The 14,523-nt window shown below is 68.7% G+C and carries 15 protein-coding genes and 2 pseudogenes; 9 read left to right on the plus strand and 8 right to left on the minus strand.

Translation table 11 applies throughout. The features are described 5' to 3' along the window. The first annotated feature begins 25 nt into the window (after positions 1-25). A complete protein-coding gene (locus ACA511_RS19825; RefSeq protein ID WP_375025885.1) occupies positions 26-814 on the plus strand; it encodes an SDR family NAD(P)-dependent oxidoreductase in 789 nt (262 codons plus the stop codon). A 229-nt stretch (positions 815-1,043) separates the two neighbouring features. Here ACA511_RS19825 and ACA511_RS19830 read toward each other — a convergent pair whose 3' ends face one another. From ACA511_RS19830 to ACA511_RS19840, 3 genes are all read right to left on the minus strand, one after another. After that, positions 1,044-1,877 (minus strand): lysostaphin resistance A-like protein, encoded by an 834-nt coding sequence (locus ACA511_RS19830; protein ID WP_375025886.1) that lies wholly within the window; start codon positions 1,875-1,877, stop codon positions 1,044-1,046. Between the two features lie 59 nt (positions 1,878-1,936). After that, positions 1,937-2,560, minus strand: a complete 624-nt coding sequence (locus ACA511_RS19835; RefSeq protein WP_375025887.1) for an NADPH-dependent F420 reductase — start codon at positions 2,558-2,560, stop codon at positions 1,937-1,939. A 296-nt stretch (positions 2,561-2,856) separates the two neighbouring features. Continuing rightward, entirely contained in the window at positions 2,857-3,297 is a 441-nt protein-coding gene (locus ACA511_RS19840; protein ID WP_375025888.1) for a hypothetical protein, read from the minus strand. A gap of 50 nt (positions 3,298-3,347) precedes the next feature. Between ACA511_RS19840 and ACA511_RS19845 the strand changes: the two genes are divergently transcribed. The 3 genes and pseudogenes from ACA511_RS19845 to ACA511_RS19855 all read left to right on the plus strand — a co-directional run bounded on the left by ACA511_RS19845 (position 3,348) and on the right by ACA511_RS19855 (position 4,668). Further along, entirely contained in the window at positions 3,348-3,698 is a 351-nt protein-coding gene (locus ACA511_RS19845) for a Scr1 family TA system antitoxin-like transcriptional regulator (protein ID WP_375025890.1), read from the plus strand. Positions 3,699-3,710: 12 nt separating this feature from the next. Beyond that, positions 3,711-3,869, plus strand: a pseudogene (locus ACA511_RS19850) (DUF397 domain-containing protein); the annotation flags it as partial. A 472-nt stretch (positions 3,870-4,341) separates the two neighbouring features. Further along, complete coding sequence (locus ACA511_RS19855) at positions 4,342-4,668, plus strand: Lsr2 family protein (protein WP_375025891.1); 327 nt, start codon at positions 4,342-4,344, stop codon at positions 4,666-4,668. Between the two features lie 705 nt (positions 4,669-5,373). Here ACA511_RS19855 and ACA511_RS19860 read toward each other — a convergent pair. After that, positions 5,374-5,565, minus strand: a pseudogene (locus tag ACA511_RS19860) (transposase); the annotation flags it as partial. Between the two features lie 224 nt (positions 5,566-5,789). Between ACA511_RS19860 and ACA511_RS19865 the strand changes: the two are divergent. Next, positions 5,790-6,044: a hypothetical protein gene (locus ACA511_RS19865; protein ID WP_375025892.1), complete on the plus strand. Its 255-nt coding sequence runs from the start codon at positions 5,790-5,792 to the stop codon at positions 6,042-6,044. Between the two features lie 144 nt (positions 6,045-6,188). Here ACA511_RS19865 and ACA511_RS19870 read toward each other — a convergent pair whose 3' ends face one another. The 4 genes from ACA511_RS19870 to ACA511_RS19885 form a co-directional block, all read right to left on the minus strand. Further along, positions 6,189-6,953, minus strand: a complete 765-nt coding sequence (locus tag ACA511_RS19870; protein WP_375025893.1) for a transposase family protein — start codon at positions 6,951-6,953, stop codon at positions 6,189-6,191. A gap of 818 nt (positions 6,954-7,771) precedes the next feature. Beyond that, positions 7,772-8,059: a transposase gene (locus tag ACA511_RS19875; RefSeq protein WP_375025895.1), complete on the minus strand. Its 288-nt coding sequence runs from the start codon at positions 8,057-8,059 to the stop codon at positions 7,772-7,774. A 348-nt stretch (positions 8,060-8,407) separates the two neighbouring features. After that, positions 8,408-8,992 (minus strand): VOC family protein, encoded by a 585-nt coding sequence (locus ACA511_RS19880; RefSeq protein WP_375025896.1) that lies wholly within the window; start codon positions 8,990-8,992, stop codon positions 8,408-8,410. 94 nt (positions 8,993-9,086) lie between these two features. Continuing rightward, a complete protein-coding gene (locus ACA511_RS19885; RefSeq protein WP_375025897.1) occupies positions 9,087-10,289 on the minus strand; it encodes an acyl-CoA dehydrogenase family protein in 1,203 nt (400 codons plus the stop codon). 137 nt (positions 10,290-10,426) lie between these two features. On the opposite strand from ACA511_RS19885, the gene ACA511_RS19890 reads away from it, so the two are divergent. From ACA511_RS19890 to ACA511_RS19905, 4 genes are all read left to right on the plus strand, one after another. Then, entirely contained in the window at positions 10,427-11,728 is a 1,302-nt protein-coding gene (locus tag ACA511_RS19890; RefSeq protein WP_375025898.1) for a PucR family transcriptional regulator, read from the plus strand. Between the two features lie 71 nt (positions 11,729-11,799). Further along, complete coding sequence (locus ACA511_RS19895) at positions 11,800-12,261, plus strand: flavin reductase family protein (RefSeq protein WP_375025899.1); 462 nt, start codon at positions 11,800-11,802, stop codon at positions 12,259-12,261. Between the two features lie 9 nt (positions 12,262-12,270). Then, on the plus strand, positions 12,271-13,560 hold the full coding sequence (locus ACA511_RS19900) for a PucR family transcriptional regulator (protein WP_375025900.1): 1,290 nt from the start codon (positions 12,271-12,273) through the stop codon (positions 13,558-13,560). Positions 13,561-13,642: 82 nt separating this feature from the next. Next, entirely contained in the window at positions 13,643-14,509 is an 867-nt protein-coding gene (locus ACA511_RS19905) for a fumarylacetoacetate hydrolase family protein (RefSeq protein ID WP_375025901.1), read from the plus strand. The last annotated feature ends 14 nt before the right edge of the window (positions 14,510-14,523 follow it).

The raw sequence follows: 14,523 nt of genomic DNA on the forward strand, positions 1-14,523 counted from the left end.
GAACCGTCCGTCCGAAGGAGTCGCCATGGACCTCGGCCTGTCCGGCAAGACCGCGATCGTCACCGGCGCGAGCAGGGGCATCGGCCTGGCCGTCACCCGCGCCCTCGCAGGCGAGGGCGCGTCCGTGGCGGCCGTCTCGAAGAGCGGTTCGGCCGAGCTGACGGCGCTGGCGGAGACGGGGAACGTGCTCCCGGTCATGGCGGACCTCACCGACCCGCAGGCCCCGCTCGCGGTCGTCGACGCGGCGGTCTCCTCCTTCGGGGGCCTGGACGTGCTGGTCAACAATGTCGGCGCGGTCCGTCCGCGCGTCGGCGGCTTCCTGTCGGTCACCGACGACGACTGGGACGCGACGCTGACGATCAACCTTCTGGCGGCCGTCCGCACGACCCGCGCCGCGCTTCCCCGCCTGGTGGAGCGCGGCGCGGGCAGCATCGTCACCGTCAGCTCGGTCAACGCCGTCCTGCCCGATCCGCTGGTGATCGACTACAGCGCCGCCAAGGCCGCGCTGTCCAGCTTCTGCAAGTCCCTGTCCAAGGAGGTCGGGCCGTCGGGCGTCCGCGTCAACACCGTCAGCCCCGGCCCCGTCGCGACCGCGCTGTGGCTGGGCGACGGCGGGGTCGCCGCGACCGTCGCGACCGCCACCGGCGGCGACCCGGGAACCGTCGCCGACCACGCGGCGAGCGAATCCGTCACCGGACGCTTCACCCGCCCCGAGGAGGTCGCCGACCTCGTGGCCTTCCTGGCCGGCGACCGCGCCGCGAACATCACCGGCGCCGACTACACCATCGACGGCGGCCTCATCAGCACCCTGTGACCACCGCCCGGCACGGGAGTCTCGCGGACGTCAGTCCACCGGCGGCTCCCAATCCGGATCCCAGACGAAGCGCGGAAGCAGGCTGTCGCGCGGCGGCGGTGATGACCTCGGCGTCGGACGGGTCTGCCGCCGCGACGGAAGGCGGAGGAACCTCCGTCATCGCAGGTTCAACCCAGAAGGTGTGATGCGTCTCGACCGGCGGGGTCCCCTGGCCGCCGCCGGAGTTCGATCACCTGGCGAACCCAGCGGCCACGTCCGCCCGGGTCGAGCGACGGACGGGGACCACGTGACCACGCCGGTGCGCCAGCCACATGAACACGGCGGTGGCCACGACGCCGAACACCACGGCGTACACACTGCCCTCCGGTCCGAAGTCGCCGCCCGTGACCGGCGCGGGACCCGACATCGTCGCGTCCAGCAGACCCTCGGGGGTGTTGCTGCCGGACACCTTGGTGCTGAAGATGGCGCTCGCGGCGATGTTCCAGCCGAAGTGCAGCCCGATCGGCACCCACAGCTTGCGGGTGGCGATGTACGCGGCGGTCAGCATCCCGCCCGCCTCGATGGCGATGGCGATGGCGCCCCACAGGGTGGCGTTCGCGTTGAGCAGGTGGATCAGTCCGAACAGCGAGCCGGTCAGCACGAGCGCGATCCAGGTTCCGGTCCAGTGCTCGACGTTCCGGAACAGGACTCCGCGGAAGACCAGTTCCTCGGTCACGGCGGCGCCCACCATGATGCCGAGCAGGCCGACGGCGTTCCCCGGCGAGCCCAGGCCGTTGATCGTGTAGTCGCCGAAGAAGGCGATGTTCGCGATGACCGCCCCGAACAGCGCGACGCCGAGCAGCGTGCCCCAGCCGATCCCGGCGCCCGCTCCCTCCAGCGACACCTCGACGGGGTCCCGGTGCTCGGTGCGCCGCACCATCCAGCGGTAGACCAGGACCGCGACGACGGCCGTCAGCACGCCGGCGACGAGCGCCAGCCAGGGGTAGTCCTTCACCGCCGCCGTGCCCAGATTGCCGATGATCCAGACCGCCACAACCGCTAAAAGCTGCCATATAAAACGCACGATGACTCCTTCATAAAGATCCGCGGCGGGAGCGCCGCGGGCTACTGGCGGGGGTGCTCTCAGCCGGGGAGGTCGACGCGGAGGGCGACGTCGAAGGTCCCCGCGCCGTTGCGGGCCAGGCCCATCAGCAGCGGCCCGACCCCTTCCAGCCAGCGGGCCATCTCCAGGCCGCCGACGTCGAGCGGGCGCAGCCCGAGGCTCTCGATGAACGCCGACACGTCGGCCTTGGCCCGCGCGTCGTCTCCGGCGAAGAACACGTCCAACGGACGCCCCTGGGCCAGCACGTGCCCGAAGACCGTGTTGAACGCCTTCACGACGTGCGCACTCTCCGGGACTGCTTTGGCGATCTCCTGCGCACCGGACGTGCCGTCAGGGACGACGAGCCCGGTGGCGTCGGCGTTGAACGTGTTGGAGATGTCGATGATGAACTTGCCGGCCAGCGCGTCTCCGTACTGGGCGACGACCGGCACGGCGCCGGCGTATGGCACGGCCAGGACGACGATGTCGCCAACCGGGACGGCACCCCACTCGCCCGCCGTCGCGCCGCCGCCCAGAGCCTTGGCCAGGGCATCGGCTTTGGCCTGATCACGTGCCATGACCTCGACGGTGTTGCCGCCCGCCACCGCGAGCGTGCCGATGGTACGGGCCATGTTCCCCACACCGATGAAGGTGATGCTGCTCATGAGATGTGCTCTCTTCCCATTCTCGATTCTTATATAAACCAGCTTGTGTACGTAACGTACTCCGGGGGTCGGTAGAGCACAAGCTATATACACCGGTCTGTACCGAAAGATTCCGCTGGAGGTCTGCCGGAGTCGAAGAAGGCCCCAGGGCCGACGCCGCGGGCAGGGGCGCACGCGAGCGCATCAGAGGCGGTCTCCGGCCGTCGCCCGCGCCTTGTAGGTCAGGTTGACCAGCAGGGACGAGCCCGCGAGGGGCGGTCGGTACGGTATGAGCTGCCGTCTGCGGAGCCGCGATGTCAGTGCAGGCGGGTGCCGGCGATGATGCTTCGGGCGTCCTTGCGAGTGAGGCTGGCGGCGACGAAGGCGCCCAGCTCGTAGGCGTGGTCGGAGGTGTCCCACTCGTGGGCGTGGGCGAACGTCGTGCCGTCGCGGCTGAACACCATGCCGATGAGGCTGAGCTGGCCGTCGTCGGTGGTGTGGCAGTGTCCCGCGATCGGGCTGTTGCAGTGGCCCGGAAGGGCGTGCAGCATCGTCCGCTCGGCGAGGATGTGGGCGCGCCAGACTCGGTTCGCTCGGGTTTCTCGCGCAGGTTCCGCCCGCGTCCTCCCGCCCCGGTCGTCCGCCCCACGAGCGTGATGTGCTCGTCCACGATCTCTTCCAGTTCCAGCCGGACCTGCCGCTGGCACTCGTCGATCGTTTGGCGGAACATCCCGTGCATGGCCATCGCCTCGTCCCACACCTTCGCGACGACGCCGTCGTCCGCCGAGTCGTCGGCGGGCCGGCGGTCATGGCGGCACAGCTCGACCAACTCGCAGAACTCAACGAACGCCCGAACGTCTCCATCCGCGTCGTCCTCTACGAGGCGGGGGCACATCGAGGGCTCGACACAGGACCGTTCATCCTCATGCGGTTCCCGACCACCGGAGACGGGCGCAACCACGAACCCCCCCACCGTGTATGTGCAAGGCTTCACGGGAGCCCAGTACCTGGACAAACCCCGCGAGATCGACCGCTACTCCGACGGGTTCGCGGTCATCTGGGACAACACCCTTTCCCAGGAGGACAGTTCGGCGTTGTTCCGGCAGACAGCAAGGGAGATGAACCGACCATGAGTGCCGACCTCACAGCGGCCACGTAGCGCAAGAGCAGCCGCAGCAACTCCGAGCAGGCGTGCGTAGAGATCGCACGAGTGCGCGCCTCCATCGGTATCCGCGACAGCAAGAATCCTGAAGGCGGCCACCTCACTCTCGACCGCTCCACGTTCACTGGTCTCATCGGCCAAGTGAAAGTCGGCGAACTGGACCTGTAACCGGACAACGGGCCGGCTCGTGGCGTGGTGCGGTTGAAGAGGCGACGAGACGCACGTGGACCTCGGGGTAGGCGGAACACCATCCGGGGCCCGTGCGCGCCGTCCGAGCGGACTGCGCTGCTTCCGGGCATGCCTGCCGTTAGCCGCATCGGACGTGATCCGGGGAGAAAGGCCGGGTTCATCAGCAAGTGCGAAGAGGAGTGGTCCGGCCAAGACGACAATCGGCTCGTTGCCTCGTACTCGATATCCAGGACGTGGGGACGGGTAGAGAGCAGCACCTAATTCTCGGCCAGGACCGTCCCCGGAAGCGGACGGTGCATATCAGGAACGATCTGTGACGACGTACCAGCCGGCCAACCAGGTGCGATCGCTGTGGAAGACCGGAGCGGGATACTGCTCTTCTGGATCGACTACGCACCGGAGTCGGCTACGGTCAAGGATATTCAGTAGCACGACGAGGAGGGGAACACGCATGGCTCAGAAGGTCATAGTTCAGATGACAGATGACCTCGATGGCGCCGAGGCCAACGAGACGGTGTCGTTCGCCATCGACGGCAAGGCGTACGAGATCGACCTCAGCGAGAAGAACGCTGACAAGCTTCGAAGCGCTCTTCACCCGTTCATGGACAGCGGGCGTCGGCTCAAGGCCGTCAGGGGCGGTAAGGCCACGGCTCGCGGTACGGGTAACCGGGAGCGCAGCGCTGAGATCCGGGAGTGGGCGAAATCCACCGGCATCAAGGTGAACGACCGCGGGCGCATCCCTGCCAACGTCATCGAGCAGTACGAAGCGGCTCACTAGCCGAACATACGTAGAGGGACCCACCTGTCGGGTGGGTCCCTCTACGTATGTCCCCAGGACAAATCGCGGCGGCCGGGCGAACACGGCGCAGAAATCTGGCCCGGACGTGTCCAAACTCGGGGCTCTGCCCGGACGACACCGCGGACCGTCCCGCCCGCGATGCGAGGCGTTCACCACAACTCTGCCGTCCTGCGCGCGGCGGCCGAACTCAACCGGCGGGCCCTCCCGTGTGTCCCGCACCCGCCGATCGCCCGCCCAGCACGTCGGCGCGCAGCTGCGGGCCCACCTTTCGAACGAATACCTCGGCCGAGTGGCGATGCGGCCCGGTGCGTCGGCGTCCGTGCTGGGCCGACACTGCGGCGGCCGCCGGACGTCTTCGGCCTGAAGACGCGCGGTCGGTTCCGGTCGAGCCGGTTCCGTGCGTACCCCTAGGGGGTTATCACAGATAGGTGTAGCCGTCCCCATGGGGCAGCCGATAATCAGCGGCACGTTCTGTCGATGCGCAGGTTCGGACCCTCCGGGGACCCCACACAAACGGAAACGCCCGATCCCACCCGATGGTGATGGCCGGGTGCTGTTGAGGGTGATGCCTATGGGGGTCATGCAGCCGTCGATCACGCCCGGGTGGTGCTGGATGACTTGGAGTCGGTACTTGATCACGGTGCTTAGGCGGCCCAGGTCGGTGGCCAGGAAGTTGGTCACGGAGCGTTTCAGTAGCGACCACACGCCCTCGGCCGGGTTGAGCTCGGGGGCATAGGGCGGCCGGTAGAACACCGTGAGCCAGTCGGTATGGGCATTGATGAACGCCCGCATTGCCGTGGAGTGGTGGATGGCGAGGTTGTCCCAGAGCAGCACGATTGTTCCGCCGGGTAGTTGCTGGCGGGCAGCCTGCAGCATGCTCTTGTACTCGTTCAAGGTGAAGGCGGCGCGTTCGCTTTGCGGCGGCGGTGGCGGCGCAACCGGTAGATCAGCCGGTACTCCTCACTGGGCCGGTAGCAGGCCATCCCGGCCACCGACACCCAGCCTGGGAAATCAGGGGAAGGTCAGGGATGACCCTGATAGCACTGGAGATGCTCCTCCTGTCATGATGAGGGCATAGACGTTAGCATCAGGGAATGCGGGTGACAGGTGACACCTTCCCTGGCCACGATCGGTCGTTCTGGCATATTGGAGCAGACATGTTCGATGCCTTCGAAAAAGTAGTACTCGTGCCGATTGCCGCTCTGGTCATCGCAGCAGTAGTGGTGCTCTGCTTTGGAGAATTTGTCGCCGCTGCTTCACTTGTGTTTTGCGCCGCCTGGTTCGCGCTGTTGATCTTCCTGCCACCGGGCGAGACGGACGCCGGGGGCGCCGGGGGCGACGGCAACGGCGAGTGATCCAGAGTCGCCCGCTGGCCGCCGGACGTCCCGTCGGCTCCCCAACTGGTGTCCTGTAACTGAAGACCTTCACTTGGCATTATTGGCGATCAGTCGCTTGTAGTCGCGTTGGAGTACTCGGCGTGTAGTGAGGTGATTCCAACTTCACCTGGCCTGGTGGTGCAGGGTGAGGATGGCTTGGACGATGGTGGTCATGCGGCTGGGTGAGCAGCGGGCTTTCCGCAGGATGTGCCAGCTTTTGAGCGTTGCGGCGCCCTGCTCGCCCAGCGCGCGGGTCTGGGCGTGGTGCCGGTTGAACAGCTTTTTGCGTGTGCCGATCTTGCGGCCCTTCTTGCGCTTGTAGGGGGTGCCGATTGCGCCGCCGGCTCCGACGTAGCCCTTGTCGGCGTAGCAGGCGATGGCGCGGCTGGTGAGGGCGTCGATGATGCCGTGGACGCGGGCGGCCGTCAGATCATGGGTCGAGCCGGGCAGGACGGGCGAGGCCCAGATCGGCTCGCCGTGCGGGCCGGTGAGGAACTGGATGTTCACCCCGTGCCGGTGGTGCTTGCCGCTGTAGTAGAGCCGGTCGTTGGGGCCCGAGAGCCGGTCGGTCGGTGCCAGGGTGCCGTCCAGGATGACGTAGGCCTTGCGCTGGGCGATCCGCATCGCCTTGCGCAGGTCGGGCGCCAGGTCGGCGAGCAGGGCGATGACCTCGGTGACGTAGCGGTGCGCGGTCGCGGTACCGATCCCGAACGCGGCCGCCAGGCGGGCGAAGGTGTCGTTGTGGCGCAGGTGCACCAGCAGCGCTTGACGCTGGGGGCTCAGTGCCCGCCACCGCGACCCGATCCGGGACCGGTGCTCGCGCACCAGATCGGCGACGAAGGTCAGGGTCGGGCGCGACAGATCGAGCGCGGCACGGTAGAACAGCACATGAAGCTCCTGTGCGGACAAGGTTGATCTTGGTCGACAACCTCATCCAGCAGGAGCTTCACTCATTCCACGGCCATATCCATCGCCTGCAACCAGCCCGTGACCTGCACACTCAGGTTGGAATCACCTCAGGATCGAGACTTTCGCGTCGGCATGCTGCAGGTAGTTCTGGAAAGTTCCCACTGCGGTCAGGGCAACCATCGCGTCGTGTGCGGGGTCTGGGGCGATGGACTCGGAAGCCACGTTCTCTCCTTGGTTGCGGATCTTCGCTTGAGTTCAGCAGACCACCCGGGAGGCTCCAAGATTCGGTACTAATGCCAAGTGTCGGGGTGACCTAGATAACTTAGGCAAAACAGGTATTTGTACTGATTCTTGTGCGATCTAGCATGCAAAGATCCCGTTCTCGATTCCAACATGCCAAGGGGACAGCAGGTGGAGGGGTTTTCGAACGGCGCCCGATGATGTCAGTCGACGCCACAGGGTACGGAAGCGGCGATGATCAGCGGCAGTCGGACATCCAGGCGGGACTTCTCGACGCCCTGGATCAGGCCGTCGCCTCGGCCGCACTTGACCGGGACAGATGGGAACGGCAGGCGGCCGGCGACGGGGAGTTCTCGGTCCTCCTCCCGCAGACCGCCGAGGGGCGCTTGGTCGGGGACTCTCTTTGATGATTTTCACCAGATCGGCATTGCGCTGCTCCCGGATCGAGGCGGGCCTGCCGAGCCAGTCGGTGTAACCGGACCGGGATATTCCCAGTACTTGGCAGGCCACCGCGACGGGAACGTCGTTGTCGGCAAGCTCACGGACCAGCGAGTACCTTATTTTGGGAGTACGTTCTCGCGAGCGAAGTACGCCGCCGCACGCCTGAGGATCTCGTTCTCCAGTTCCAGTTGCCGCGCCTTTCGGCGGAGCTCGGCCAGTTCCTTCTTCTCGCGGGCGCTCAGGCCGTCGCGGTGGCCCTCTTCGATGTCGGCTCGACGGATCCAGTTGCTCAGGCACGACTGACTGATGCCCAGACTCTTGGCCAGCGCGGAGACCGACTTGTCCCCGGTGCGGGCCAGCTCGACGGCGCGGCGCCGGAACTCCGGCGGGTGAGGTGGTGGCACGAGACACTTCCTTCCCAAGTTGATCAAGGTCAACTCAGATCGGGTGTCCGTGAAACGGGGGGAAGCTCAAATGTTGTCGGCGCGCTACGCGGTTGGGGTACTTCCCGAAGCTGGCTGAGGTCCCGCCGCCGGTGGCGGGGGCCGGAGTTCGGGTACGCGGTGGACGCACGCCTGTTGGGGTCGGGAGCGAGTTCGGCGGGATGTCGGGAATCCATCTGATTCCGGCACCCGGCGAGAACGACGCGGCCTATCTGTTCCTGCTTGGCTGGCCGGTCGATGACCGCGGTCGACGGCCACGGTTCGGCGGCTCGATTTCGTGCAGCCTGGCCGGGGCCGCGGCGGCGCCGGTCATGAGGAGCTCGGGGTGGAGAAGCGCAGTTCGGCGACGGGCTGGTGGACCTTGCGGACCAGGAACTCCGATTCGGGGGTGCCGGTGCGCAGCCGGGCCAGCCAGTCCGCGGGGTCGAACTCTACGCCGAGGGGGTTCTCGGTGTAGCCGGGGCTGGACATGAAGTCGTTGGCGTCCTGCGGGGTGGTGTAGCTCTCGACCTGGAACTCCATCTGGTTGCCGTCGGGATCGCCGTAGTACAAGGAGATGGTGATGCCGTGGTGCAGGCACCAGTACGGCTCGACGCCGTCGGCCTTCAGCCGTTCCCAATTGGTGAGCAGGTCGGTGAGGGAGGCGAAGGTGTAGGCGACGTGGTCGACGCCGACCAGGCCCTGACGGTTCTTGTCCTGGGGGTCGGGGTCGAGGGGGTCGAGGTTGACGAAGGCGAAGCGGTGGTGTTCCTCGTCGTAGGTGAGGAAGGCGAGCATCTCGTTCTGGAATTGGACGCGGGCGCCGAACACCTGCTGGTACCAGTCGATCATCTCGGCGAAGCGGTGGGTGCGGTAGACGACGTGCACGAAGCGGGCGGGCCGGATCTGGTTCATGGTCATTTCCTTGAAGGGCAGGTTCAGGGTGTGGTGGCGGGGTCAGCGGTGTGTTGAGGTGGGGCGGCAGGCCGAGGGGCCGGGCGGGACGGGTTCAGATGACGGGGGTCATCTGCTCCTGGATGCCTAGCAGGGCCCGCCCGTAGGCCTCGGCGCTGATGGTGGGGCTGGCGATGGCGTGGCGCGCGCCGGTGGCCGAATCGCGCCAGATCCGCTGGAGCGGGTTGGACTCGGCGAAGCTGGACGCGCCGTTGACGTCCAGCAGCAGGTCGATGGCCTGGCGGCAGCGGCCGATCGCGTACCCGGTGTCCATGCGGACGCGCAGCCGCTCGGTGACGTCCAGGGCCCGGCCCTCGGCGGCGGCCTGGTCGATGAAGGTGGCCGACCGGAACACGTGCAGGGCCGCGGTGTCGATCAGCTCGGTGGCCTCGGCGACGTGGTGCTGGGTGGCGGGCGCTTGGATGGCGTGGTCGTAGAAGGTGTAGGAGATGCCTCGCTTGCCGATGGTGGCCAGGGTGTGGTCGAGGGCGGCGCGGGCCAGGCCGAGTTGCGGTCCGGCCAGGATCAGCGCCAGCGACGGGACGAGCGAGGACCGGTAGAGCGCCTCGCCGGGGTGCAGGTCGGGCTGGTCGGAGCCGAACGCCAGCGGCGTGTAGCGGCGGGCGGGGACGAAGACCTCTTGGGCGATGAGGGTGTTGCTGCCGGTGCCGCGCATTCCGGCCACGTGCCAGGTGTCCTTGATCGTGAGTTCCTTCATCGGCATGACGACATTGCCGAACTCGGCGACCTGTCCGTCCTCGCCCAGAACCTGCACGCCGCCCATGCCCCAGGTGGCGTGCAGGCTGCCGGAGGCGAACCCCCACGAGCCGGAGACGACCAGCCCGTCGCCGGAGCGGACGGCGGTGCCGCTGGGGGCCAGGACGCCGCAGACCCGCGCGTCGGGATCGGTGCCGAAGATTTCCTCCCGGACCTCGTCGGGGCCCAGGCTCACGGCCCAGTTGCAGATGTTGATCAGGCTGGACACCCAGGCGGTGGACCCGCAGGAGCGGGCGAGTTCGGCGTTCACCGCCAGGAATGTGGCGAAGTTCGCCTGGTGTCCGCCATAGGCGCGCGGGACGGTCAGTTTGAACAGGCCGGCCTCGGTGAGGGCGGCAACGCTCGTCTCGGGCAGTCGCCGCTCCCGCTCGGCCGCCACGGTCTGCTCGGTGAGCAGCGGGCCCAGTTCCCGGGCTCGCCGGACCAGGTCGGCGTCGATGGACGGGCTGTACTGCAGCGGGAAATCGCCAAGCACGGACACGGAATGCCTCCTTGGGGGTGTCTTCCGATTTCACGCCGTCTCGCTCGTCTTCCGCTTGGTCCACTGGACCAAAGCCGGGGTGCCCGGTTGGGCCGGCCGCGCTCCCTGTGCGGGTTCTGCTGTGGTGAAGTGGGGTGATGGACCTGTCGTGGATCCGCGGCCTGGACGGCCCGGACCTGCCGCGGCCGTGCTGCACCCCGGCCACGGTCGCCGAAGCCCGGCGGTGGCTGGGTGATGGGCCGGTGCGGTGGGCGGTCGCGGCCGGCCAGGCCATGACGCGGCACATCATTGACCATGTGCCCGAGCACGGTGTCGGACCTGCGCCCTTTGAGACGCTGCGTCGAGCGTCCGAGGCCGCGGTGCTCACCGGTTTGTGCGTCCTGGCCGCGCAGGGACCGGTCCCGTACGGGGTACCACCTGATGGTGTCGAGGTGGTGCGCGATTGCGTACGCCGGGGCATCCCGCTGGACCGGGTGCTGCGCGGGCTCCGGCTCGGGCACGCCGTCCTGTACCGGATGCTGCGCGATTCGGCCCCTGACGGTGACCTGCCGACCGAGATCACTGAGGAACTGTTCGAGCAGGTGGACCGTATGGCCGGCGACATGGCCGCGGCGTACGTGGCCGAGCGGGAACGGTGGGAGGCCAGCCAGGAGGCCGTCCGCTGGCACCTGATCGAGGCGATCATCGCTGGAGAGCAGCACGACCCGGACGCCGCCGAGCAGATTCTGGGCTACCGGCCGAGCCGGTGTCATGTCGCGTTGATCGCGTGGTCCGCCGCCCCCGGAGGCGACGGCGCGGACCGGCTGGTCGCCGATCTGCTGGCCGCCTCGGGAGGAGACGCCTGGCTCCAGGTGGTGGGGCACGCCGGGGCGGTGTGGGCGTGGATCGGGTTCGGCGACCGTCCTGGCCGGGTGGAGTGGCCCTCGGTTCTGCCCGCCGGGTGGCGGGCCGCCGCGGGGCCGCCGTCCTTCGGACTGGCGGGGATCCGGCGCAGCCATCTGGGTGCGCTGCGGGCCGCCCGGATCGCCGCGACGCTGCCTGCCGGCGGTGGTGTGTGCGACTACGGGGAGGTGCGGACCGCGGCCTTGCTGCTCGAGAACGCCGAGCGGGCCCGCTGGTATGTGGAGGAGACGCTGGGGGCGCTCGCCGCCGATGAGGACCGGGCAGAGCAACTGCGCGAAACCCTGCGCTGTTATCTGAGCTGCGGGCGGAGCCTGAAGAACACCGCCGAGCGGCTCGGCGTGGCCCGCAACACCGTCGCCTACCGGATCAAGCAAGCCCAGGATCTGATGCGGTCCGGTTCCGGACGGCTGGAGGTCCGCATCGCCCTGGAGATCATGCGGTTTCCCCGGGCTCTGGAGACCGCCACCGCGCCGCCGCCCGACGATACGCAGGGGCCGAAACGGCGGATGTACGTCAAGCCGGGGCTGGCTCCGTGACCAAACCAGCCTCCGCGTTTGGTGCCCGCGGACCGAGCAGGGCCGGCGGCAACCGTCGCACAGTGAGGCGCATGAGCCCGTTGCGAGAGATCATGCGGCATGTACCGTCCAGCGTCGCCGTCATCACCGCCGTGTCCGAGGGCACCCCGATCGGCATGACCGTCGGATCGTTCACCTCGGCGTCCCTGGACCCGCCCCTGGTGTCGTTCTTCGCCGCGAAGACCTCCACCACCTGGCCCGCCATCCACACTGCGGGCCGATTCTGCGTGAACGTCCTGTCGGCCGGGCAACCGCAGCTCGCCACCGCGTTCGCCGCACGCGACGCCGACCGGTTCGGTGACCGCTCCTGGACGCCCAGCCCACTGGGCTCCCCCCGGCTGGAGGGTGTCGTGGCCTGGCTCGACTGCGAACTGGACGCGATCCACCAAGTCGGCGACCACCTCGCTGTGACGGGCCTGGTCCACGGGATGCACGCGACCGGCGGCGCCCGGCCCCTGGTGTTCTTCCGCGGCGAACTCGCCGGGCTGAGCTGAGAGGCCAGGATGAGCAGCGACTGGATCCTGGCTCTGAACCCGCCCGGCCCGCCGCAGGAACGAGCCGAACCCGCCTGTTCGGCGGTCACCCTCGCGATCGCGACCGCGCTGCTCGGCCCCGGGCCGGTGGCCTGGGCCGTCCAAGTCGCGCGGGAGATGACAGCAGAGATCATCGAACGGGTGCCCGAACACGGTGGCGGTCCCGCGCCCTACGCGACGCTGCGGGCTTCGGTCGAATCGACCGTGCTGCTGGCGCTGCGCGGACTGCTGCAGGATGTCCAGCCGCCGGCCGGCGCGGCCAGCCAGGAGGCCGTCGCGGGCGGCGCCGAGTTCGCCCGGCGGGGCATCCCCCTGGACCGGGTGTTGCGCGGGATCCGGATCGGGCACGCCCGCCTGCACCAGGCGCTCGTCGCCGCCACGGACATGCTGCCCGAGCCGGGCCGTCGAGCCGAAAGCCACCGGGTGAGCGACCTGCTGTTCACCTACGCCGACGCCCACGCCAGCCTGCTCGCCGAGGAGTACCTCGCCGAACGCGCCCGATGGGAGGCCGGCAGGGAGACCGACCGCCGCCGCACCCTCGGGGACCTGCTCTCCGGCAAACCCGTCGGTGCGGCCGCCGCGTCGGCGGCGCTGGGGTACGAACTGGCCCGCCACCATCAGGCGTTCGTGGTCGTCGCCGACGACCGGCATGTCACCGCCGCCGACCTGCAACGCTGCGCCGAGGATCTGTCCCGGGCGCTGACCGCCGACGGCTGGCTCGCCCTGCCCCATACCGACCGGCAGGTGTGGGCGTGGGCGGGATGGCGGGCCGAACCACCGGCCGGCCCCACCGATCAGGCCCGCCGACTGTGGCCACCGCCCGGGATCTGTGTCGGGGCGGGCCCGGTCGCGTTCGGGCCGGAAGGGCTGCGGCGCAGTCACCTGGGGGCGGGCGAGGCCGTCCGGATCGCCTCTGCGACCGGAACCGCCCGATGGTGCGGCCACCAGGAAGCCAGGACGCTGTCGCTGGCGACCGCCGACGACGAGCAAGCCCGCTGGTACGCCGAGGACGTCCTCGGCGCCCTGCTGGCCCGCGACGACCGCACCCGCCAGATCCGCCAGACCCTGCGCGTCTACCTGGCATGCGAACGCAGCCCGCAAGCCGCCGCCGAAACCCTCCACATCGCCCGCAACACCGTCACCTACCGCGTGCACAAAGCCGAGGAGATCCTCGGCCACCCCATCGGCGACCCGCTGGAACTCCAGCTCGCCCTGGAGATCGCCCAGATGTTGGACGGCCAACCCAATCCAGGTCAATGACTTTGGACCGGCGAGCCAAGCAGGACCCGGCCCCACAAGCGTTCAATACGCAGACACCCGCCGGGAACGACGCAGGAGCCAGATGCGCATCGCGAACCTGGACGGCCGAGCCGTCCTGCTGACCGACGGCGGAGCCGTCGACATCCACCAAGCCAGCGGCGGCACCCTGAGCCCCGACCCCCAGACCCTGTTCGACCAATGGCCGCAGACCCTGCCCGTGCTCCGCGGACTGGCCGGCGAGAGCTCCACCTATCCGGAGACCGACGCCTATCGGGAGACCGACCTGCGGGCGCCGGTCCCCAGGCCCGGCCAGATCTTCGCGATCGGCGTCAACTACCGCGAGCACGCCGAAGAAGCCGGGCTGGAGCCGTCCACCTGGCCGATGACCTTCACCAAGTTCGCCTCCTGCCTGACCGGACCGAACGTCACCGTCGACCTGCCCGAAGGGTGGGTCGACTGGGAGGTCGAACTGGTCGTGGTGATCGGCAGAGCCGGCCACCGCATCCCCGCCGTCGACGCCTGGGAGCACCTGGCCGGACTCACCATCGGCCAGGACCTGTCCGAGCGGATCGGCCAGTGGTCGGGCCCCGCCCCGCAGCAGTTCTCCCTCGGCAAGTCCCACCCCGGATTCGGTCCGACCGGGCCCGCCGTCGTCACCCCCGACGAACTCGCCGACCCCGCGGACCTCGCGATCAGCTGCACGCTCAACGGCGAGACGATGCAGGACGGCCGCACCGGCGACATGATCTTCGGGATACCCGAGCTGATCGCCCACCTGTCGTCCATCACCGTCCTGCGGCCCGGCGACCTGATCTTCACCGGAACCCCGGCCGGAATCGGCTCCACCCGCACCCCGCCCCGCTTCCTGTCCTCCGGCGACGAACTCATCAGCACCATCGAAGGCCTGGGCACCCAGACACTCTCGTTCCGAGCGGCCCACAACTCATGAGCGGAGACCTCCGC

The organism is Actinomadura sp. GTD37 (assembly GCF_041951365.1).
Classification (GTDB): domain Bacteria; phylum Actinomycetota; class Actinomycetes; order Streptosporangiales; family Streptosporangiaceae; genus Spirillospora.

Excerpts from the sequence above, each read along its gene's own strand:
- ACA511_RS19825 (WP_375025885.1), top strand. The coding sequence starts at position 26 with ATGGACCTCGGCCTGTCCGGCAAGACCGCGATCGTCACCGGCGCGAGC.
- ACA511_RS19835 (WP_375025887.1), bottom strand. The coding sequence starts at position 2,560 with ATGAGCAGCATCACCTTCATCGGTGTGGGGAACATGGCCCGTACCATC.
- ACA511_RS19845 (WP_375025890.1), top strand. The coding sequence starts at position 3,348 with ATGGCGGCACAGCTCGACCAACTCGCAGAACTCAACGAACGCCCGAAC.
- ACA511_RS19855 (WP_375025891.1), top strand. The coding sequence starts at position 4,342 with ATGGCTCAGAAGGTCATAGTTCAGATGACAGATGACCTCGATGGCGCC.
- ACA511_RS19880 (WP_375025896.1), bottom strand. The coding sequence starts at position 8,992 with ATGAACCAGATCCGGCCCGCCCGCTTCGTGCACGTCGTCTACCGCACC.
- ACA511_RS19890 (WP_375025898.1), top strand. The coding sequence starts at position 10,427 with ATGGACCTGTCGTGGATCCGCGGCCTGGACGGCCCGGACCTGCCGCGG.
- ACA511_RS19895 (WP_375025899.1), top strand. The coding sequence starts at position 11,800 with ATGAGCCCGTTGCGAGAGATCATGCGGCATGTACCGTCCAGCGTCGCC.
- ACA511_RS19900 (WP_375025900.1), top strand. The coding sequence starts at position 12,271 with ATGAGCAGCGACTGGATCCTGGCTCTGAACCCGCCCGGCCCGCCGCAG.
- ACA511_RS19905 (WP_375025901.1), top strand. The coding sequence starts at position 13,643 with ATGCGCATCGCGAACCTGGACGGCCGAGCCGTCCTGCTGACCGACGGC.